An 18,134-nucleotide genomic window follows, 5' to 3' on the forward strand; every position below is an offset into this window, starting at 1 on the left:
ACGAATCGTGTCCGTACCGGGAATGGGCCTTTCCGCACTGGCCGCTGCCCGGACTGAATTCAATCGACGGCTTCAGCGGAACAGATATTTCGAGACTTCCGGATTGCCGCGCCGCCACATCACATTGTCCAGGAAGTAATGGTGCACGTTGATGAATATCCAGGCGATGAACAGGAAGAGCGACGAGCCGAGCACCGCCTTGTTATAGGGAACGACGGCAGTCAACGCCATCGGCACCAGCCAGAACCCGAGCGCGCCTAGAATTGCGCCAAAGACGATGAACGCCAGGACGCGCAGCCTGTAGAGCGGCCCAAGAATGGACAGCGCCTTCAATCCCGGCTTCGCGACGGCATCCGCGCGGTCACGCTCGACATTGGTCTGGTAGCGCCAGACCACCGCCAGGTATTGCAAGGAATGGAGCGCCGGCACGACGAGCAGCCAGAGCGGGTTCAGCGTCACGAACAGGATCCAGGCATAGAGGGACACGACGTATGCGACGACGCCGTTGTAAGGCAGCGCTCCACCATGCCTGCGCCAACGGTTGATGAACATCACGGCGGTGGCGGCCGATGAGGCAGCGGCAATCGACATGGCGATGGTGATAAGCCATGGCGGGACCGCGAAGGTGTAGTACTCCAAACCCCAGAACTGTCTTTCGCTGATTACCACGTTCGTCTGAAGCCAGGCGAACAGCCACACGGCGTAGCCGTTGAACAGCAACACCTTCTTGTCCTGATCGCTGAAGAATTTGCGCTTCAGCACGGCATCCACCATCAGCATGCCGTAGCCTTGCTTGACATAGTGCCAGCCGACGAAAAAGCCCATCGCGTTGGTCGCATAGCCCAGAAGACGGACGTTGCCCGTCAGCGAGCCATAGGCAAAGAAGGCAATCATGGCGAGCGGGACGACAATGCCCGCGATGACATAGCGGATCTGGAGATTGCGGCCGTATCCCTCACCGCGCACCTTGCGGGCGAAATTGCGATAGAAGATCTGGTACGAATGACCGAAATGCGGCTGGTTTATGAGGTGCGAGAGCAAGAACATCGTCAGCGTAACGGCGGCTTCGTAGCGCAGAGGCAGAAAATACAGGACCGGCAGGATCAGAAGCGCGCTTCCGCCAAGCATGAAGAAGTCGATGAACGGGCCAAAGAGATATTTTTGTGGCGTGGCCGCGACCGAAGCCGGGGCATCCGCCGAAAGGTGAAGTGCCATAATACCTTCCCCTGTGTGATCGTTTATCTAGCCATGACGCTCTGCTTGAATGAGGTCTCACGCAACTCCTGGTGACCGAATGGATTCTCGGTTGGCATCGGCTTCGGCGAGGGTTTCTCCATGCGTCCGGCAACGACCCATTATGGATCGGGGTCGCCAGCATCGAAGCATATCCGTCAATCCCGTAATGCCAAGCCAGATGAAGCGCAGCCAACTGAATTATGTCCAGGACGGCGGCTAGGCGCGTATGTTGTCAAGATAGGCATGCCGCATCATCTACGGCACTGCAACGAGGACTGGGCACTTTTGTTTTGTAGCGCCTTCCTTGCCGTATGCCACCTCCAGCGTGGCGAACAGTTCCCGCACCGCACTTGATTTGCAGGAATAATAAATCCGCTGGCTGTCCCGGCGGGTTTCGACCAAGCCAGACGCACGCAGCTTGGCAAGATGCTGCGAGAGCGCCGACTGGCTGATCTCCAACTTCTTGACGAGGACATTCACAGAGGTATCCCCCTCTAGCAAATAGGCAAGGATCGCCAATCGTTTTTCATTGCCCACCGCCGCAAGGAAATCGGCCGCTTTCTTGGCATTGAGCAATAAATTATCTGAGATCATCGATTTCCCCCCGCTAGCTGCAATGGAACCTCTCCGTTAGCATAAAAGATTATATTATATAATTCTTAATTAGCTTTGCTCACTTTTGGGCCAGGAGTTGCCACCAAGCGCGGCCGGGTTTGAACTGACGCATCTGCACAGCTGACAACAGCCGGGGCGCCAAAGCAGGCCAATTCAAGAAACCAGGAAACCTGGTGCTGCGGGAATAGAGGAAGCGGCCTTTCTGCTCATTGGCGCGCCGGGGGTGATCCTGTCAGGCGAGCCCATGCTCCTACCTCGTAGCGGCCGACGACGACGCTTCCGTTGGTGGTGGCCTCCTCGCGTATCCGCTCCTGCAGGCTTTCGGGTTGAAGGTCCAAGGCATTGATAACGCCGGTCTGTTCCATAACCGGTGCCATGGTGACGGCGAGATCGGAAATGAGGTCGATGCCGCTTAGTCCATCGGAGCCGCCACCAGCCAAGGCGCTGACCGCCATCGTCGGCGCAGGCAGACCGGCCTCGATGAAGGCCGCATGAAGTCTCAGGCCCATGTAGGGATTGGTGCCCACCTTGTGGAAAGTCTCCACGATGTATCGGAAACAACGGTCGTAAGTCGGCGCCGGCGGAAAAGAACCCGCCCCTGTCCATCAAGAACTCGGAAGGCCAGCCCTCGACAGCATTTCAAGGAATCTCGAGTGATGATGATCCTTCACGTAGCGTGGCACAAAGCCGGGACAGACATTGCCCAGGTTGAGATGAGGAAGCTGTGACAGGCAGTGATGGATGGCCCGCGATGCTTCTTCGTTGTTTCCGGTGGCCGAAGCGCTCGCGGCCCAATAAAGGGCACCGCGAACGAAGCCCGGCTTTGTCCTGACCACCTTGCGTGCGACCTCAAGCGCCCGCCGGTCATCTCCCCCGGCAAACAGCGCCACAACCAGGCCGTGGTGACGCCAGAAATCGATGACGTCATGCGTTCCGAGCCGGATTGCCTCATTGGCCTCACGCACTGCTTCACTGACCTGTCCGCGCAACGCAAAGAGCATCGAAATGTCGCCGTGGCCAGACGGGTAGCTTGGGTTGAGACTGATCGCGTGTTGGCATTCGGCGATCGCCTCGTCGATACGGCCGGAACTTTCAAGAGCGAATGACAGGATGCAGCGGGCAATTTCGTCGTCAGGCACTGCCAGTACCGATGCTTTCGCAAGCTCAATCGCACGCTCGATCTGCGCCTGCTCCCGAGGCATCGCGCCGAACGCCACGCTCATGGAGATTGCGATCGAAAGCGTTCGCTGTGCACGGGCATTGTCGGGGCCTACCGAAAGGGCCTTCTCGGCGAGCTCTACCCCGACCAACAACGAGTCCCGGGTCATCTCAAAATACTTCATGAGAGCTTCGTTCACCAACCTGCGCACTTCGGGGGGACCCGGCGGGCTTTTGTCGCGAACCTTCCAGTTCGTCAGTTGCAGTTCGAGGATCACGGCCAGCACAACCGACTGTGCGATCCTGTCCTGGAATTCGAGCGCGTTCTCGGAGTGGCCGTCGAATTTCTGAGCCCAGACATTCTGGCCGCTGCCGGCGTCGGCAAGCTGGACGTTCACCCTCAATTCGTCGCCGGATCGCTGAATGCTGCCATTGAGCATGTAACGCGCTCGAAACAAGGCCGGCGTTTTGAGTTCGTCGCCGTTCTTTTCCAAAGACGGGAGCCCGGAGAGCACGACATAGTCGGCAACCTCGGAGAGGGCCGTGGTAATGTCCTGGACGAGCCCCTTGGCGAAAAAGTCATCGCCTCGCTTTCCCGTCAGATTGACGAAGTCGGCAACGCTGATGGATGGGCGCCCGGGGCGCTGGCTGGCTGGAGCAGCGTTGGCCGACTGCGGATTTGTCGTGTCGGCAGCAGACAGCAGGGATTGCCATAGCGCCCGCGTCTCCGGGCTCGCTTCGACGCCGAACTCCTTCTTCAGCATGCTCCTGCAAGCCTCGTATGTCCTTATCGCCCTGTCGCGCTGGCCGCATGCGGCAAGCAATTCCATCTTGAGCCGATAGGACTCCTCCCGCGTCGGTTCCATGCCCAGAATTCGATCGGCCAGGGCCAACCCGGCCTCTGTGTCCACGAGGCGGGCAAGTTTTTCAAAGGACTCAAGCGCACGGCCCAGCAGCCTGTCGCGTTCCGACGCCGCCCAGTCATCGAAAGCGTTGCTCCCCAGATAGACGCCATCGAGAAACGGTCCGGTATAGTGCGCCAGAGCTGTCTCGAGGTCCGGCGCGGAGCGGGCGGAGAGCCCGGATTCAAATTCCTCGACATCAACTCGGACCGCGTCCGGCCTGAGGCCTATCAACTCCCTCCGGGAATGGATGATATCCACGCCCGCCCGCGACAGATCCCGGCGTAGAACGCTGAGGGTCTGCCGCAAGCTGTTGCGCGAGTGTTCGCTATCGCTATCGCTCCATAGCAGATCAGCCAGCTTCTCCCTTGTCGCCGTCATGCCTGGACACCGGGCCAGATAGGCAATGATCGCGGGGCCCCGCTTCCCGGTCAGCCAGAGCGGACCGACAGTTTCCTTCTCAATTCGAAAGCCGCCGAAGAGTGAGATTTTACTTGCGGCGACGCTGTCCCCACTTTGCATGTTCTTAACAGCTTCCCAGCCTAACGAAATTCTAACTCAAAACTAACGCTTCGCAACCGGTGGAACCACGCGCTCAAGCGCTACCGTGACGGCAGATCAATTAAGACATCGCTCAAGTAGGGGCAACTGAACGAAACGCCGGTTGTGGGGGACGGAAACCGGCCGCCCTGAAATGGTTGGAGCCATCGCAAGCCCGCGACAGGCTACTCCAAGGGGTGCGGTGGATGTCCGAGCTTAAGGCCAATTTGCTGCTGCTGTTTGCCGCTGCCCTGTGGGGCTTTGGCAACGTCGCACAAAAGACGGTGCTTGTTCATCTTGACGCACTGAGTGCAGTCGGCTTGCGCTGCCTGATCGGGGGGTTGCTTGTGCTGCCCTTTGTCTTGACCGAAAGGCGACTGCCCGCAGGGCCGGGCCATTTTTCCAGTCTGGTCAGGGTGGGCGCGTTGTTTGCCGTCTCCATCACGCTTCAGCAGCTTTGCTATCTCGGCGCCACGGTCACAAATGCAAGCTTCCTGGTGAGCACGGCAACCGTGATGACGCCACTTGCCGCCTGGCTGCTCATCGGTGAACGTCCGACCGCGAGCCTCGCGGTCGCCGCCGGGCTGACCGTGGTCGGCGCCCTGCTTTTGTCCGGCGGGATCGGCAGTCTCGGCGGCGGCGATCTCACCGCCATCCTGTCGGCCGCCTGCTATGCGCTGTGGATGGTCGAGCTCGGCCGGTACATGCAAGCCCATGCGCGGCCGTTCACCAGCGCGGCGACACAGTTCCTGGGCGCCGCCGCCTTCGCCCTGCCGCTCGGGGCAATGCAAGGCAACTTGTCGCTGGCCGCGGCATTTGCAGCCGGACCGGAACTGGCGGTCCTCGGCGTGTTCTCCACCGCGATCGCTTTCGGCATACAGATTGCCGCCCAGCGCTTCACCCCCGCCAGTCATGCCGCCGTGATCGTCAGTGCCGAAAGCGTCTTCGGGGCTTTAGGCGCGGCGATCTTCCTCGGCGAACGGAACTCTCCCGCTGGCGCACTGGGTGCCGCGATCATTCTCGGTGCGATCCTGTCCGTCGCAATGTCGAACCGAGCGCCGCGTGCACGCGCGGCCTTGCTGGCCGGTCCAATTCAGAGCTTCGACGCGGCCATCGCCGGCGCGCCCGCAGCCTGGGCGAGCGATCGTCCCGCCGCCACTTCAGATCCCATGGAGGAATGTGATGAATCTTGCCGGTGATGCGAACGCATTCCCGACCCGACCGCTCCTCGGCACGGGGCCGATCGCCCTATCGACGGCGATTGGACTTGTCGCGAGGTCGCGGTGGTGAGCGCGCGGGCAATGCTTCTTCCGCTCGCCCATCTGGTATCGGCGCTTCGTGCCCGCCTGAAGGGACCCGGCGGCTACTACAACAGCGGCAACGCACTCGGCCTCATCGTCGGTTTTGCGATCCAGATTGCCGCCGCGCCGGTCGGCTTCTACGAGGGAAGCGCTGTCACCGCGGCGGTGATGGACTATTTCGCCGGCAGCCATGGCACTGTTGCGCTGACCTTGGCGACCCTGGTCTTCTTCTGCGGCGGCGAGGCCTATCACCGAGCCTGGGCAAGGCCGGATGCTCCCGATCCCGCCCTCAACCGTCTGGGCGACTTCCTGTCGGGCATAGGCGCCATCGGGCTTGGCGTTGCCCTGCTGCTGCTCGGCGAGCCGCTACTCGCGGCGACCTCCGGCCTGCTGCATGCGCTGGGCAAATTCGGCAGCACCTTCCACAGGCCGGGCACGCCGGTTCCCATGTGGCCGGCCGGCTGGCCAGATCCGTTCCGCAGTGCGGTGCTCGCCAGCCGGTTGCCGGCGATGCTGGCGACAACCGTCGCCCTTGGCTGGGCGCTGCTGGAGGTCTGGTCGGGCGGGCCCTTCACGGCGCTCGCCATGCCACTGACTTTGCTCGGCTGTTACCTTTTGTGGACCAAAGCCGACCTGCTGCTGTTCGGCGTGGGGACCAAGGCCCCACGCCAAATTTCCACATGTTGAAAATGACCGCCTTGAAAGCAAGCGGTTGTCGGGATGGAGAATAACATGGTCGAAAGCATGCATCAGGACGCAGGCGCCTTGTCCGCGGCGGCCTCCTTTCGCGAGCAGGCGGGACGACCGGCCAATGGGCCGGCAAAACGGGCCAGCTCATATTTGAGACTGGCGGGAATCCTTGCCGCTTCGGTGTTTTGGGCGCCACAAGCCCGTGCCGCCAATGTTGATGTTGCTGTCGTGTTCGCGGTCGATTTCTCGTCCTCGATTGATCCGGAGATTGCCGACATGCAGCGCGAGGGGCATGCCGCGGCGCTCACCTCGCCCGAGATTATCGCTGCCATCACCCGAAATTATGTTGGCTGCATCAGCGTGGCCTACTTTGAATGGTCAAGCCCCGGGCACACACGCATCGTGCTGCCGTGGACAAGCATCTGCGGGCTGGAAGATGCCAAGGCGGCGGCTTCGGTAATCAGCAAGAGAGGCGATACCGGCCATATTCGCAGGGGGCGAAGCGGCACATCCGTTTCCTCGGCCATCGACGTCGGGACGCTTCTGCTCGATCAGTTTCCTGGAAAGGCGGCCAAGAAAGTGATCGACATCTCTTCCAATGGTGAGAACAACGATGGACTTCCGGTCCAGCCCAGCAGGCTCAACGCCATCGCCAAGGGATACACGATCAATGCGATCGCCATCCCAGCAGAAGATGAGAATCCCGACCAACCATTGGCATCCTATTTCGCCCAATCGGTGATTGGCGGCTCGCAAGCCTTCGTCATGACACCGAAGGGCCCAAACGACTATGCCACGGCCCTGCGCCGGAAGCTGGTGACGGAAGTAAGCATGGACGTCGACCCACGAATTCCCGGCATCAGGTAGCAAACGCCACTATGGCGCGCTGATCGAAAAGGACGAGGCCGGGCAGGCTGTTCGGATTTTTGCCCGAAATGGGCGCAGGAAGCGGGGCCTCCCAAGGACACCATGCCTTGACAGAAAGACAAAATGTCAGTCGACTAAGGTTGGGGGCGGGCTTGATGCCGGCTTGAAAACGAGTCTTCGTCATGAAGCTGGTCTTTGTCGAAGCTATCGGCAGCAAGGTATCAAGTGTCGGTTTTGGCTGCGCTTCGCTTGGTTCTCGCATCGGAGTTCGCAAGGGGCTCGAGACGCTCGAGCGCGCGTACGAGGCGGGGATAACGTGGTACGACGTAGCGCCCTCCTATGGCGACGGGATGGCGGAATCGATCTGGGGCGAATTTGCATCCAGGAAGCGCGATAGCGTCTGCGTCTGCACCAAGGTTGGCATGCGTCCGCCCAAGACCTCCGCCACCATGCGCGTGCTGAAGCCGTTGTCACGGATTGCCATTGCGACGGTTCCGGCGCTCAAGCGCTATGCATCAAGAGTGCGCCCCACGCCATTCAAAGTGCCGCTGTCCGCGGAGTTGATAAGATCAAGCGTCGAGGAGAGCCTGCGGCGTCTTCGCACGGATTACGTCGATGTCCTTGCGCTACACCGTCCGACCGCCGAGGAACTTGTTCGCGAGGATATCATCCGGACCGTGGAGCGCGTGGTTCAGGACGGGAAGGCCCGGGCCATTTCGGTCGCAGGAGACCTCGAGGCTGGAATGACGGCTCTCGATGAAGCGCTGCCCTATCGATTCGTTCAGATTGCCAATACCCCGCTGGAGCCCAACCTCGGGAAGTTGAAGGAGCGCGCTCGCGGGCACAAAACGTTTGTGACGCATGGGTCCTTCTCAGGCCTCGATCGCATCGTCGAGACCTTAAATGCGCAAAAGGAGATACTGGCCGCTCTTGGCGACCTCGGATACCGCGGCAGTCCGACTGACGTTGCTGTCGCATTTCTCGCCGATTACGCATTCGCAACCAATTCAGCAGGCGTCACCCTGGTCTCCATGTTCAAGAAGGAGCACCTCGATTTCAATCTGCTGCGGTTGAAGAACCATCCGACACCCGAGCGGCTAGATGCCATCGCCGCCGCGCTCGCCATGGGCGTGAAAGACTGATCAACTTCCAGCCTGCCGGGGTCTCCAATGAGGCGCAAAGCGGCCATTGATTGCGAATCGCGGCTGCGCGTCGAGCACAAGCACATCTTCGGCGTTTGAACCCGCGCCATCCTGACAGGCTCACCGATCGATTCCTTACAAATTCGTAAGGAACAGTTCATGCAAACGGAGGAAGTCGGCTAACAAAAAATGGTGCGAGTTCACGTATGTAGCAGCTTGCTGGTTGCTTCGAGAACGTGTTCGAGTTTCGCCCCTAGGTCGTTGTTCCCGTGGCCGGTCGAGGGTGACTTGGCTTGGAACATATCACCGGAGCCGGATCGCGTGATTGTCGAGTTATTTGGCCCTGCCGGGTCGGGCAAAACAACATTTGCACATGCACTTCAGCGCCGTCTGCAAGCTCAGGGCTACGTTGCCAAAGTCGTGCTTTCCTATCAACCCGGTGTCCATTCCACACCACTTGACCCTGGCGGACTTTGGTACGCCTTCCAGCGTGTTGTCAGGGCGATACTGCGAACGGCCGCCTTTGCGTTCCGTCCCTTGAACAACGCGGATGAACTCAGGCTGACAGTCAAGCTGGTCCGAATTTTAACGCCGAGAAATCCGATTTGGTTGATAAGGTTCAGCCGCTATATCCTTGCCCTATCAGTGGCTTGGCAGTATTCGGTCGGCGATCGGGAAATTGTGATTTTCGATCAGGGTTTCATTCAGGCTGTCTGCTCTCTTAGCCTGTTTAGCGGAGTTGCGGACACGGCGTCACTGGCGACGGTCCTGGACCTGATACCCACTTCGGATCTTGCGATAAGTGTGGACGCCGCCGAACCCTTGTTGTCGAAACGGCTGAAGGACCGGCTCTTTCATCAGAGCTATATGGAGCGGCTGTTCGAGGCAGATTCCAAAACCAACTTGCAATCGATACCGATCATCCGCCGGGTAAAAAGCCTCCTTCTCGGCAAAGAGAGATCAACATTGAGCATCGACATGTCGGACGAACGCAGCCTCCAGGAGGCTATATTTCGCGTCGAAAGAGAAATTGCCGAAATGCGTAGCTAGGATCGTTTTCGGGTCAACCGAGCGGCCACCACCTCAAGGCAGGTAAGGGTAACCACGCCGCGGGTTGCGGGAACACAAGGGAACAAAGTCCACGGAAATTCCACCGGCAAAGTGCCGTGCTGCGTCCTTCGTTCGCCTGCCAGTGCCGGGAAAAAGTGACCGCAACGACATCGCATTGAAACTGTTCGGAAGAACTGGTGCTGCGAGAGAGGATTGAACTCTCGACCTCTCCCTTACCAAGGGAGTGCTCTACCACTGAGCTACCGCAGCCGCCGATGGCGGGGCTTCTGCCATATCGAACCGGTAAGCGCAAGGCCAAGAACAACGCTTCTGTGAAAGCCTTTGCCGGATAGCTTTTAATGACATGGCGGCGCCACAATGTTGGCTATCCCTGAACAACAGGGTTGGCCGGTCGCCGGCCGGGACGGGACGATGAGCGACAAGACGATATCACCGAAAAAGGGCGGCACGGACCGCAAGGATCGGCTCGCCGAGCAGTTGCGCGCCAATCTGCAGAAACGCAAGGCGCAATCGCGCTCGCGCCGAACAGGTGAAGCCGACCAGAGGCCGGAAGGGCTCGGCTCGGCCCGGGAAATACAAAAAGATTAACTCAAATCGGCCACTCTTGGACCGGAGCGGGCGAAATCCTATTTCTTGAACCAGATTGGCCAATGGTCTAGACGGGCCGATACTCAAACGATTGAACCGGCTTTTTTGAGCCGAGAGGGACGTTCTTCCATGGATCGCATCAGAATTGTCGGCGGCAACAAGCTCGCCGGAAGCATTCCGATCTCGGGCGCGAAAAATGCCGCTTTGCCGCTGATGATCGCCTCGCTTTTGACCGACGACACGCTGACGTTGGAAAACGTGCCGCATCTGGCCGATGTCGAGCAGCTGATCCGCATCCTGGGCAATCACGGCGTCGACTATTCGGTCAATGGCCGCCGCGAGAAGCAGAATGAAGGCTATTCGCGCACCATCAATTTCTCCGCCCGCAACATCGTCGACACGACGGCACCTTACGAGCTGGTGTCGAAGATGCGTGCGTCTTTCTGGGTGATCGGCCCGCTGCTGGCCCGCATGGGCGAAGCCAAGGTGTCGCTGCCTGGCGGCTGCGCCATCGGCACGCGCCCGGTCGACCTGTTCCTCGAAGGCCTGCAGGCGCTCGGTGCCGATCTCGACGTCGACACCGGCTATGTCATCGCCAAGACCAAGAATGGCCGCCTGGTCGGCAACCGCTATGTCTTCCCGAAAGTCTCGGTCGGCGCCACCCATGTGCTGATGATGGCGGCATCGCTGGCCAAGGGCGAAACCGTGCTGGAAAACGCCGCCTGCGAGCCCGAAATCGTCAACCTCGCCGAATGCCTCAACGCCATGGGCGCCAAAATTTCCGGCGCCGGCACGCCGACCATCACCATCGATGGCGTCGAAGCGCTGTCGGGCGCGCGCGTGCGCGTCATTCCGGACCGCATCGAGACCGGCACCTATGCCATGGCCGTCGCCATGACGGGGGGCGATGTCGTGCTCGAAGGCGCGCGGCCAGAGCTGCTGCAGACCGCGCTGGACGTGATTTCGCAGACGGGAGCCGAGATCACACAGACCAATTCCGGCATCCGCGTGAAGCGCAACGGCGCCGGCATTTCGCCGGTCGACGTGACGACCGCGCCCTTCCCGGCCTTCCCGACCGATCTGCAGGCGCAGTTCATGGGCCTGATGACCATGGCCAAGGGCAAGTCGCGCATCACCGAGACGATCTTCGAAAACCGCTTCATGCATGTGCAGGAACTGGCCCGGCTCGGCGCCCACATCACGCTTTCGGGCCAGACGGCGATCGTCGACGGCGTGGCGAAGCTGAAAGGTGCGCCGGTCATGGCCACCGATCTTCGCGCTTCCGTCTCGCTGGTCATCGCCGGCCTTGCCGCTGAAGGCGAGACCACCGTCAACCGCGTCTACCATCTCGACCGCGGCTTCGAACGGCTGGAGGAGAAGCTCTCCAATTGCGGCGCGGTGATCGAGCGGATTTCAGCGTAGCAAGGGCGACCCTGCCTTCGGCGCTGGCGATTTGCGAAAGCAGATGTTGCATCCAATCTCCCTCCTTGCGGGGGAGATCAGCAGCTTGACCGGTCGCAGCTCCCCTTGGCGCGGTTGCACGGATCGCCAAGACCGCCTAACAGAAGGCTGAAACCAACCTTCAGGTGCAATTCCGCATGGCCCTCAAGCTTATCGCGCTCGACGACCAGGACCTGGGCATCGTTTCGGCCCATGTTCAGGACGCCGTCCTGAAAGTCAGTGATCTCGAATACCTGCCCTCGGCCAAGCGCTTCGTGCTGACCATGAACCGTTTCGTCTGGGAGGCGAAGTCGGGCCTGTTTCGCCAGCACAATGAGCGGCGGCAGGCCGTTCTGCATTTCGATCGGGTGCTGGGCGCCAAGACCAATGGCATTGCCCGCGACAAGCCCGCCGAGGTGCTGTCCCTGCTGGCGATCAGCTTCATCGAGATCAGCAAGCCGGCAGGCATCGTCGAGCTGATCTTTTCGGGCGGCGGCACCATCATGCTCGATGTCGAATGCATCGAGGCCCGCCTTGCCGATATCGGCGGCGCGTGGGAAGCCACGTCGCGTCCCGTCCACAAGGCTTGAGCGCCCCATGGCCATCACGCTTGCCCAGTCCGATGCCGATTTCGAGCAGCGTTTCGCCGCCTTCCTGACGACCAAGCGGGAAGTATCCGCCGATGTCGAGGCCGCGGTGCGCGCGATCATCGCTCGGGTTCGCGCCGAGGGCGATGCGGCGCTGATCGACTATTCCAGTCGGTTCGACCGCGCCGACCTGAAAAGCGTCGGCATTGCCGTATCGAAAGACGAAATCGCCAGCGCCTATGATGGCGCCGATGAACAGACGATCAAGGCGCTCGAATTCGCGCGCGACCGCATCAGCGCCTATCATGAACAGCAGCTTCCCAAGGACAATCGCTATACGGATGCCGCCGGGGTCGAACTCGGCTGGCGCTGGACGGCGATCGAAGCCGTCGGGCTCTACGTGCCGGGCGGCACCGCAAGCTATCCAAGCTCGGTGCTGATGAATGCCATACCAGCCAGGGTTGCCGGCGTCGAACGCGTCGCGATCTGCGTGCCCGCCTCCGGCGGCGCCATACCGCCGCTGGTGCTGGTGGCGGCCGACATCGCTGGCGTTTCCGAAATCTATCGCGTCGGCGGCGCCCAGGCGATCGCCGCCCTTGCCTATGGCACCGAAACGATAAAGCCGGTGGCCAAGGTCGTCGGCCCCGGCAATGCCTATGTCGCGGCGGCCAAGCGCCAGGTGTTCGGCACGGTCGGCATCGACATGATCGCCGGCCCCTCGGAAGTGCTCGTGGTGGCCGACGGCAACAACAATCCTGACTGGATCGCCGCCGACCTTCTCGCCCAGGCCGAACACGATGTATCGGCGCAATCGATCCTGATCACCGACGATCCGGCCTTCGGCAAGGCAGTCGAACAAGCGGTCCAGCGCCAGTTGCAGGGCTTGCCGCGCGGCGAGACCGCCGCGGCGAGCTGGCGCGATTTCGGCGCGGTGATCGAGGTCGCGACCATCGAGGCCGCGCTGCCGCTGGTCGACCGCATCGCGGCCGAGCATGTCGAACTGGCCATCGACGATGCCGAAGGTTTTCTGTCGCGGATGCGCAATGCCGGTGCCGTCTTTCTCGGCCGCCACACGCCGGAAGCCATCGGCGACTATGTCGGCGGTTCCAACCACGTGCTGCCGACGGCCCGCTCGGCGCGCTTCTCGTCGGGCCTGTCGGTGCTCGACTTCGTCAAGCGCACCTCGGTCCTGAAACTCGGGCCGGAGCAGTTGCGTGTGCTGGCGCCGGCGGCGATCGCGCTCGCCAAGGCGGAAGGGCTCGACGCGCATGGCCGCTCCGTCGCCATACGGCTGAACATGTAGGCTGAGATGACGGGCCCCGATCAAACCCGCGCAAAGCTGATCGATGTCGAACTCGATGAATCGATCGGCCGTTCGACGCCCGATGTCGAGCACGAGCGGGCGGTGGCGATCTTCGACCTCATCGAGGAGAACAGTTTTCAGCCCGTCAACGACAGCGGCGCCGGTCCCTACCGGCTGAAACTGTCGCTGGCCGAGCAGCGTCTGGTCTTCGCCGTGGCGCGCGAGGACGGCACCGCGGTGGTCACCCACATCCTGTCGCTGACGCCGCTGCGGCGCATCGTCAAGGACTACTACATGATCTGCGAAAGCTATTACGACGCCATCCGCTCCTCGACGCCGAGCCATATCGAGGCGATCGACATGGGCCGGCGCGGTTTGCACAATGAAGGCTCGCAGACGCTGATGGACCGGCTCTCCGGCAAGATCGACATCGACTTCGACACGGCGCGACGGCTGTTCACGCTGGTCTGCGTGCTGCACTGGCGGGGCTAGCCCTGGTACCCGGCGCCCTGCCCCGCTCGATCCTGTTCCTGTGCGGCATGAACGCCGTGCGTTCGCCGATGGCCGAGCAACTGGCGCGCCGGATGCTGCCCGCCACCATTTTCGTCGCCTCGGCCGGCGTGCGCGCCGGCGAGCGCGACCCGTTCGTCGACGCCGTGCTTGCCGAGGAGGGTCTCACGCTGGGCGAGCGTCATCCAAGGACGCTGGACGATCTCGAGGACGACTATTTCGACCTGATCGTCACGCTGGCGCCGGAGGCGCACCACGCCGCGCTGGAGCTCACCCGCTCGCTCGCCGTCGAGGTCGAATACTGGCCGACGCAGGACCCGACCGGTGCCGGCGGCACGCGCGAGCAGATCATGGCGGCCTACCGCGACGTGCGCGAGCGGCTGAAGTTGCGCATAAGCCGACGTTTTTTGCCTCCAGAAGCAAAAAACGCGACGGATTAAGCGTGTTCACAAGCGCACGATTATCATATAGGTTCCGCCGAAATTCCGGCCTGGGCGCGCCTGGGCGCCGGAACTGCCATCCAAGCAAAGGTATCGAATGCCGAAGGAAGAAGTCCTCGAGTTTCCGGGTGTCGTGACGGAATTGTTGCCCAACGCGATGTTCCGGGTGAAGCTCGAAAACGAACACGAGATTATCGCCCATACGGCCGGCCGCATGCGCAAGAACCGCATCCGCGTGCTGACCGGCGACAAGGTTCTGGTCGAGATGACGCCATACGACCTGACCAAGGGCCGCATCACCTACCGCTTCAAGTAAGATCAAGGCCGATTGGTCCGCGATGAGCATTTTGCAGAAGCTGGTGCTTGCCTCGGGGTCGCCGCGCCGCATCGAACTCTTGCAGCAGGCCGGCATCGAGCCGGACCGGATCCTGCCAGCCGATATCGACGAAACGCCGCTGCGTGCCGAGCATCCGCGTTCGCTCGCCAAGCGGCTGTCGAAGGAAAAGGCAGAGAAGGCGTTCGCGTCGCTGAAGACCGAGACGGACTATGCGCCAGGCTTCGTGCTGGCCGCCGACACTGTGGTCGCGGTTGGGCGGCGCATCCTGCCCAAGGCAGAAACACTCGATGATGCCGCCAACTGCCTAGGGTTGTTGTCCGGCCGTTCGCACCGTGTCTATTCCGGCATCTGCCTGATCACGCCAGGCGGCAAGCTGCGCCAGCGGCTGGTCGAGACGCGGGTGCGTTTCAAGCGACTGCCGCGCGAGGAGATCGACGCCTATGTCGCCTCGGGCGAATGGCGAGGCAAGGCCGGCGGCTATGCCGTCCAGGGCCTCGCCGGGGCCTTCGTCGTCAAGTTGGTCGGCTCCTACACCAACATCGTTGGGCTGCCGCTCTATGAAACGGTGGCGCTGTTGTCGGGCGAAGGCTTCAAGATCCATCAGAGCTGGCTCACCGCACGGCCATGAACTCCGACTCCAAGGTCACGCCGCTGCGCCCAAAGCGCCCCTGTCCCGAATGCGGCAAGCCATCGGCGCGCGACACCTTTCCGTTCTGCTCGACGCGCTGCAAGGACATCGACCTCAACCGCTGGCTGAAGGGGGCCTATGTCATCAAGGCCCGCGACGACGACGAGGAAGAGCCGGACGCCGACGAGCCGAAATAAGGCCAGCCCATCAGCGCGGAGCCAGACTTCGATCAGGCCTCCGCCGAGCCCGCGGGGCCATTGGCGTCCGATTGCAAAAAGAATCTGTCGAGGAGGGGAATGCAGGCCGCCCCAAGGCCGGCTGCCTGCCGGTCCGACGTGCCCTCCCTGACGAAGAGAGCCGCGAGATCACTGGCGCCGATGGCCGTGAGCTTTTCCCTGATCTCGCGCACCAGCTCGGCTCTCACCCATTGCGGCATGAGGCCGTCCAGCACGATGCCCCTGAATGTGGCAAGCGCCGATGCCGAATGGATCGCCAGCGATATGCTGGACGCGGTTGCCTCGATCCATTTCCTGAGTTCCGGGTCCGGGGCGCGAGACCCTGGCGCCAGGCCGACATCGTCAACCGAAACCGACGTGCCGAGCGGTGCCACGCCGCCGGTCGCAGATGGCACCAGGATGCGTCCGATCCCAGGCCTTGCATCGCGCCGCGAGAAGCCGAGGCGACCATGTTGGACAATGCCTCCGTCAAGCAAATGCCCGATGAAGATATAGAGGAAGTCGGGCGCGCCTCCGGCCAGCCCATAGGCCAATTCCGCGCTGCATGCCGCCACCGCGTCCCGGTCGAGATAGATCGATAGACGTGTTTCCTTGCCCATTTGCAGGGCCAGGTCCTCAAACTCGGCCCACGCGCTCTCCGGACCGTCCGTGCCCTTGCCGTTGGCGACCGCCGCAAGAATATCCGAAGCAACCGCTATGCCGATGTCCTCCAGCCTCGCATGCTGGGCCGGGGTCAGGCGCGAGCGCATCTCGGCGATCGCCGTATATGCGATGCGTGCTATTTCACCCATTTCGCCCGCGCCGTAGGACAGCCTTCGCTGCTCCAGGACCCCGCCGACAAAATCGACCAGTGCGATGTCCGCATGGCGCAGCCCCAGCCGCAGGCCAAGAAACAGCGCTCCCTCGGGATTGATCGACATCGGCACCGACGGCTGTCCGACCTTGCCCTTGACAGGTCTTCCCGCCACCAGCAGTCCTTCCGCCTCTAGGGAGCGGACGATGACGGACGCGGTCTGCTTGGTGAGCCCGGTGATCTCGGCGATCTGGGCTTTGGACAGCTGACCGTGAATCCTGATCAGCGACAGGGCAAGACGTTCATTCGACGCGCGGAGGCCGACCTGGTTCGCGCCCCTGTAACCTGGATAGATGCCGTTCGGGCTCGTTCGGGCAGAGCTTCCGCCCCCTATACGTCCGGTCACCGTGAATACCCCAATAAGGACGAGCCCGCCGACCTGGATGTTGGCAGACGCAGATACGAACCCTTGGCAAGGATTTGCAGGAGCGAGGCAAATAAGTCAATCAAAATTACCTATTGACTTGATCCCCGACCTGAAAGTAGCTGGCATGGACCAAAGACGAGGAAAGCGAAGATGGTACGCGGCGACTGGATCGCAACATGGACTGCCAGCCCAATGAATGTCTGGGCCGCCGACATGGTGATCCCGGGGTTCTACAACCAGACGGTTCGCGAGATTGCCCGCATCAGCGTCGGCGGCCAGCGACTAAGGATACGTTTGTCGAACGAGTTCGGCAGCGCACCGGTCGTCATCAACGCGGCCCATGTCGCACTGGCGGGCGAGGACGGAGCCATCCAGCCCCTGACGAGCCGCCCCCTCACCTTTGGCGGCGACGCGACCGCCTCAATCGCGCCGGGTGCTCCGCTGTTGAGCGATCCCGTGGAATTGGCAACGCCCGCGCTGTCCCGGCTTGCCGTGAGTTTCTACGTCAGCGGCCACCTTCCGGTGGAAACTCATCATTACGAAGCGCAGCAGACGGCATTCATATCCATTCCGGGGAATTTCGCCGCCTCCGAACTCCTGCCGCTCCAGCAAACCACCACCAGCCGCTACTTCGCTTCAGCCATCTACGTCGACGCAAAGGAAGGATCGCGCGCGATTGCCTGCTTCGGCGACTCCATCACCGACGGCTACGGCTCGCAGATAGATGGCGACAGGCGGTGGCCGGACATTCTGAGCGAGCGGCTCAGCGCCGGCACCGCGACGCGGGACCTGGCCGTGCTCAATCTTGGCATCGGCGGCAACCGGCTTCTGAGCAATCGCCGCGGCACGAAGGCTTTGGAGCGGTTCGACCGCGATGTGCTCAGCCTGTCCAGGGTATCGCATCTCGTCATTCTGGAGGGCGTCAACGACATAGGCTGGCCCAACACCGCGCTTGCGGGCGCCGACGAGGCCGTAACGGCAAAACAAATCATATCGGCGATCAGGCAGCTTGCCGTGCGCGCCGAGACCGCCGGCATTCGCGTCATACTGGGGACCCTGACCCCATTCGAAGGAACAACATCGGAATCGCCGGTCGGCGATTTTCACACGCCCGAGAAAGAGAAGGTTCGCGCCGCAGTCAATGAATGGATCCGAAAGGCCGAGGGCGTTCACGGCTTTGTCGACTTCGATGCCGCAGTCCGCGATCCCGGCCGGCCAACCAGGCTCCTCCCAGCCTATGATTGCGGCGATCACATCCATCCGAGCGACGCAGGCTACAGGGCCATGGCGCAAGCCATCGACATGGCCCTGTTCGAGTAATGG

At 61.7% G+C, this 18,134-nt stretch carries 20 protein-coding genes and 1 tRNA gene; 15 read left to right on the forward strand and 6 right to left on the reverse strand.

Annotation, left to right across the window (positions count from 1 at the left end):
* Positions 1-72: 72 nt before the first annotated feature.
* From MesoLj_RS32850 to MesoLj_RS32865, 4 genes are all read right to left on the reverse strand, one after another.
* Positions 73-1,215: a hypothetical protein gene (locus MesoLj_RS32850; protein WP_202323943.1), complete on the reverse strand. Its 1,143-nt coding sequence runs from the start codon at positions 1,213-1,215 to the stop codon at positions 73-75.
* Positions 1,216-1,491: 276 nt separating this feature from the next.
* Positions 1,492-1,830: an ArsR/SmtB family transcription factor gene (locus MesoLj_RS32855; protein ID WP_202323944.1), complete on the reverse strand. Its 339-nt coding sequence runs from the start codon at positions 1,828-1,830 to the stop codon at positions 1,492-1,494.
* A gap of 227 nt (positions 1,831-2,057) precedes the next feature.
* Positions 2,058-2,396: a hypothetical protein gene (locus MesoLj_RS32860; RefSeq protein ID WP_202323945.1), complete on the reverse strand. Its 339-nt coding sequence runs from the start codon at positions 2,394-2,396 to the stop codon at positions 2,058-2,060.
* A 60-nt stretch (positions 2,397-2,456) separates the two neighbouring features.
* The gene (locus MesoLj_RS32865; protein ID WP_202323946.1) at positions 2,457-4,433 is read right to left on the reverse strand and encodes a BTAD domain-containing putative transcriptional regulator; all 1,977 of its coding nucleotides are present in this window, start codon (positions 4,431-4,433) and stop codon (positions 2,457-2,459) included.
* Positions 4,434-4,678: 245 nt separating this feature from the next.
* Between MesoLj_RS32865 and MesoLj_RS32870 the strand changes: the two genes are divergently transcribed.
* The 5 genes from MesoLj_RS32870 to MesoLj_RS32890 all read left to right on the forward strand — a co-directional run bounded on the left by MesoLj_RS32870 (position 4,679) and on the right by MesoLj_RS32890 (position 9,501).
* Complete coding sequence (locus MesoLj_RS32870) at positions 4,679-5,650, forward strand: DMT family transporter (RefSeq protein ID WP_446720272.1); 972 nt, start codon at positions 4,679-4,681, stop codon at positions 5,648-5,650.
* Positions 5,651-5,737: 87 nt separating this feature from the next.
* Complete coding sequence (locus MesoLj_RS32875; RefSeq protein ID WP_244735244.1) at positions 5,738-6,439, forward strand: hypothetical protein; 702 nt, start codon at positions 5,738-5,740, stop codon at positions 6,437-6,439.
* 45 nt (positions 6,440-6,484) lie between these two features.
* On the forward strand, positions 6,485-7,309 hold the full coding sequence (locus tag MesoLj_RS32880) for a DUF1194 domain-containing protein (RefSeq protein WP_202323948.1): 825 nt from the start codon (positions 6,485-6,487) through the stop codon (positions 7,307-7,309).
* 182 nt (positions 7,310-7,491) lie between these two features.
* On the forward strand, positions 7,492-8,451 hold the full coding sequence (locus tag MesoLj_RS32885; protein WP_202323949.1) for an aldo/keto reductase: 960 nt from the start codon (positions 7,492-7,494) through the stop codon (positions 8,449-8,451).
* 321 nt (positions 8,452-8,772) lie between these two features.
* Positions 8,773-9,501, forward strand: coding sequence for a hypothetical protein (locus MesoLj_RS32890; RefSeq protein WP_202323950.1), 729 nt, complete (start codon positions 8,773-8,775; stop codon positions 9,499-9,501).
* Between the two features lie 195 nt (positions 9,502-9,696).
* On the opposite strand, the gene MesoLj_RS32895 is transcribed toward MesoLj_RS32890, so the two are convergent.
* Positions 9,697-9,771: transfer RNA gene (locus MesoLj_RS32895), tRNA-Thr, on the reverse strand.
* 162 nt (positions 9,772-9,933) lie between these two features.
* Here MesoLj_RS32895 and MesoLj_RS32900 point away from each other — a divergent pair.
* The 9 genes from MesoLj_RS32900 (at position 9,934) to yacG (ending at position 15,552) form a co-directional block, all read left to right on the forward strand.
* On the forward strand, positions 9,934-10,110 hold the full coding sequence (locus MesoLj_RS32900; protein WP_140775262.1) for a hypothetical protein: 177 nt from the start codon (positions 9,934-9,936) through the stop codon (positions 10,108-10,110).
* A gap of 129 nt (positions 10,111-10,239) precedes the next feature.
* Positions 10,240-11,532, forward strand: coding sequence for a UDP-N-acetylglucosamine 1-carboxyvinyltransferase (gene murA / locus MesoLj_RS32905; protein ID WP_140775263.1), 1,293 nt, complete (start codon positions 10,240-10,242; stop codon positions 11,530-11,532).
* Between the two features lie 176 nt (positions 11,533-11,708).
* Positions 11,709-12,140, forward strand: a complete 432-nt coding sequence (locus tag MesoLj_RS32910; protein WP_140775264.1) for a DUF2948 family protein — start codon at positions 11,709-11,711, stop codon at positions 12,138-12,140.
* Between the two features lie 7 nt (positions 12,141-12,147).
* Entirely contained in the window at positions 12,148-13,440 is a 1,293-nt protein-coding gene (gene hisD, locus MesoLj_RS32915; RefSeq protein ID WP_202323951.1) for a histidinol dehydrogenase, read from the forward strand.
* A gap of 6 nt (positions 13,441-13,446) precedes the next feature.
* Entirely contained in the window at positions 13,447-13,932 is a 486-nt protein-coding gene (locus MesoLj_RS32920; protein WP_056565905.1) for a UPF0262 family protein, read from the forward strand.
* 47 nt (positions 13,933-13,979) lie between these two features.
* Positions 13,980-14,390: an arsenate-mycothiol transferase ArsC gene (locus tag MesoLj_RS32925; RefSeq protein ID WP_244735245.1), complete on the forward strand. Its 411-nt coding sequence runs from the start codon at positions 13,980-13,982 to the stop codon at positions 14,388-14,390.
* A 97-nt stretch (positions 14,391-14,487) separates the two neighbouring features.
* Positions 14,488-14,706 (forward strand): translation initiation factor IF-1, encoded by a 219-nt coding sequence (infA, locus tag MesoLj_RS32930; RefSeq protein ID WP_006200926.1) that lies wholly within the window; start codon positions 14,488-14,490, stop codon positions 14,704-14,706.
* A gap of 22 nt (positions 14,707-14,728) precedes the next feature.
* Positions 14,729-15,355, forward strand: a complete 627-nt coding sequence (locus MesoLj_RS32935) for a Maf-like protein (RefSeq protein WP_140775267.1) — start codon at positions 14,729-14,731, stop codon at positions 15,353-15,355.
* Positions 15,352-15,552, forward strand: a complete 201-nt coding sequence (yacG, locus tag MesoLj_RS32940) for a DNA gyrase inhibitor YacG (protein ID WP_202323952.1) — start codon at positions 15,352-15,354, stop codon at positions 15,550-15,552. The genes MesoLj_RS32935 and yacG overlap by 4 nt, the downstream gene beginning before the upstream one ends.
* Before the next feature lie 32 nt (positions 15,553-15,584).
* On the opposite strand, the gene MesoLj_RS32945 is transcribed toward yacG, so the two are convergent.
* The gene (locus MesoLj_RS32945; RefSeq protein WP_202323953.1) at positions 15,585-16,790 is read right to left on the reverse strand and encodes an ROK family transcriptional regulator; all 1,206 of its coding nucleotides are present in this window, start codon (positions 16,788-16,790) and stop codon (positions 15,585-15,587) included.
* A 213-nt stretch (positions 16,791-17,003) separates the two neighbouring features.
* On the opposite strand from MesoLj_RS32945, the gene MesoLj_RS32950 reads away from it, so the two are divergent.
* Positions 17,004-18,131, forward strand: a complete 1,128-nt coding sequence (locus tag MesoLj_RS32950) for an SGNH/GDSL hydrolase family protein (RefSeq protein ID WP_202323954.1) — start codon at positions 17,004-17,006, stop codon at positions 18,129-18,131.
* Positions 18,132-18,134: the final 3 nt, after the last annotated feature.

Source organism: Mesorhizobium sp. 113-3-9, assembly GCF_016756515.1.
Taxonomy (GTDB): Bacteria; Pseudomonadota; Alphaproteobacteria; order Rhizobiales; family Rhizobiaceae; genus Mesorhizobium.

What these genes read in the sequence shown, in the direction of transcription:
- MesoLj_RS32850 (WP_202323943.1), bottom strand. Translation starts at nt 1,215, where the DNA reads ATGGCACTTCACCTTTCGGCGGATGCCCCGGCTTCGGTCGCGGCCACG.
- MesoLj_RS32855 (WP_202323944.1), bottom strand. Translation starts at nt 1,830, where the DNA reads ATGATCTCAGATAATTTATTGCTCAATGCCAAGAAAGCGGCCGATTTC.
- MesoLj_RS32865 (WP_202323946.1), bottom strand. Translation starts at nt 4,433, where the DNA reads ATGCAAAGTGGGGACAGCGTCGCCGCAAGTAAAATCTCACTCTTCGGC.
- MesoLj_RS32880 (WP_202323948.1), top strand. Translation starts at nt 6,485, where the DNA reads ATGGTCGAAAGCATGCATCAGGACGCAGGCGCCTTGTCCGCGGCGGCC.
- MesoLj_RS32885 (WP_202323949.1), top strand. Translation starts at nt 7,492, where the DNA reads ATGAAGCTGGTCTTTGTCGAAGCTATCGGCAGCAAGGTATCAAGTGTC.
- MesoLj_RS32900 (WP_140775262.1), top strand. Translation starts at nt 9,934, where the DNA reads ATGAGCGACAAGACGATATCACCGAAAAAGGGCGGCACGGACCGCAAG.
- murA (WP_140775263.1), top strand. Translation starts at nt 10,240, where the DNA reads ATGGATCGCATCAGAATTGTCGGCGGCAACAAGCTCGCCGGAAGCATT.
- MesoLj_RS32910 (WP_140775264.1), top strand. Translation starts at nt 11,709, where the DNA reads ATGGCCCTCAAGCTTATCGCGCTCGACGACCAGGACCTGGGCATCGTT.
- hisD (WP_202323951.1), top strand. Translation starts at nt 12,148, where the DNA reads ATGGCCATCACGCTTGCCCAGTCCGATGCCGATTTCGAGCAGCGTTTC.
- MesoLj_RS32920 (WP_056565905.1), top strand. Translation starts at nt 13,447, where the DNA reads ATGACGGGCCCCGATCAAACCCGCGCAAAGCTGATCGATGTCGAACTC.
- MesoLj_RS32925 (WP_244735245.1), top strand. Translation starts at nt 13,980, where the DNA reads ATGAACGCCGTGCGTTCGCCGATGGCCGAGCAACTGGCGCGCCGGATG.
- infA (WP_006200926.1), top strand. Translation starts at nt 14,488, where the DNA reads ATGCCGAAGGAAGAAGTCCTCGAGTTTCCGGGTGTCGTGACGGAATTG.
- MesoLj_RS32935 (WP_140775267.1), top strand. Translation starts at nt 14,729, where the DNA reads ATGAGCATTTTGCAGAAGCTGGTGCTTGCCTCGGGGTCGCCGCGCCGC.
- yacG (WP_202323952.1), top strand. Translation starts at nt 15,352, where the DNA reads ATGAACTCCGACTCCAAGGTCACGCCGCTGCGCCCAAAGCGCCCCTGT.
- MesoLj_RS32950 (WP_202323954.1), top strand. Translation starts at nt 17,004, where the DNA reads ATGAATGTCTGGGCCGCCGACATGGTGATCCCGGGGTTCTACAACCAG.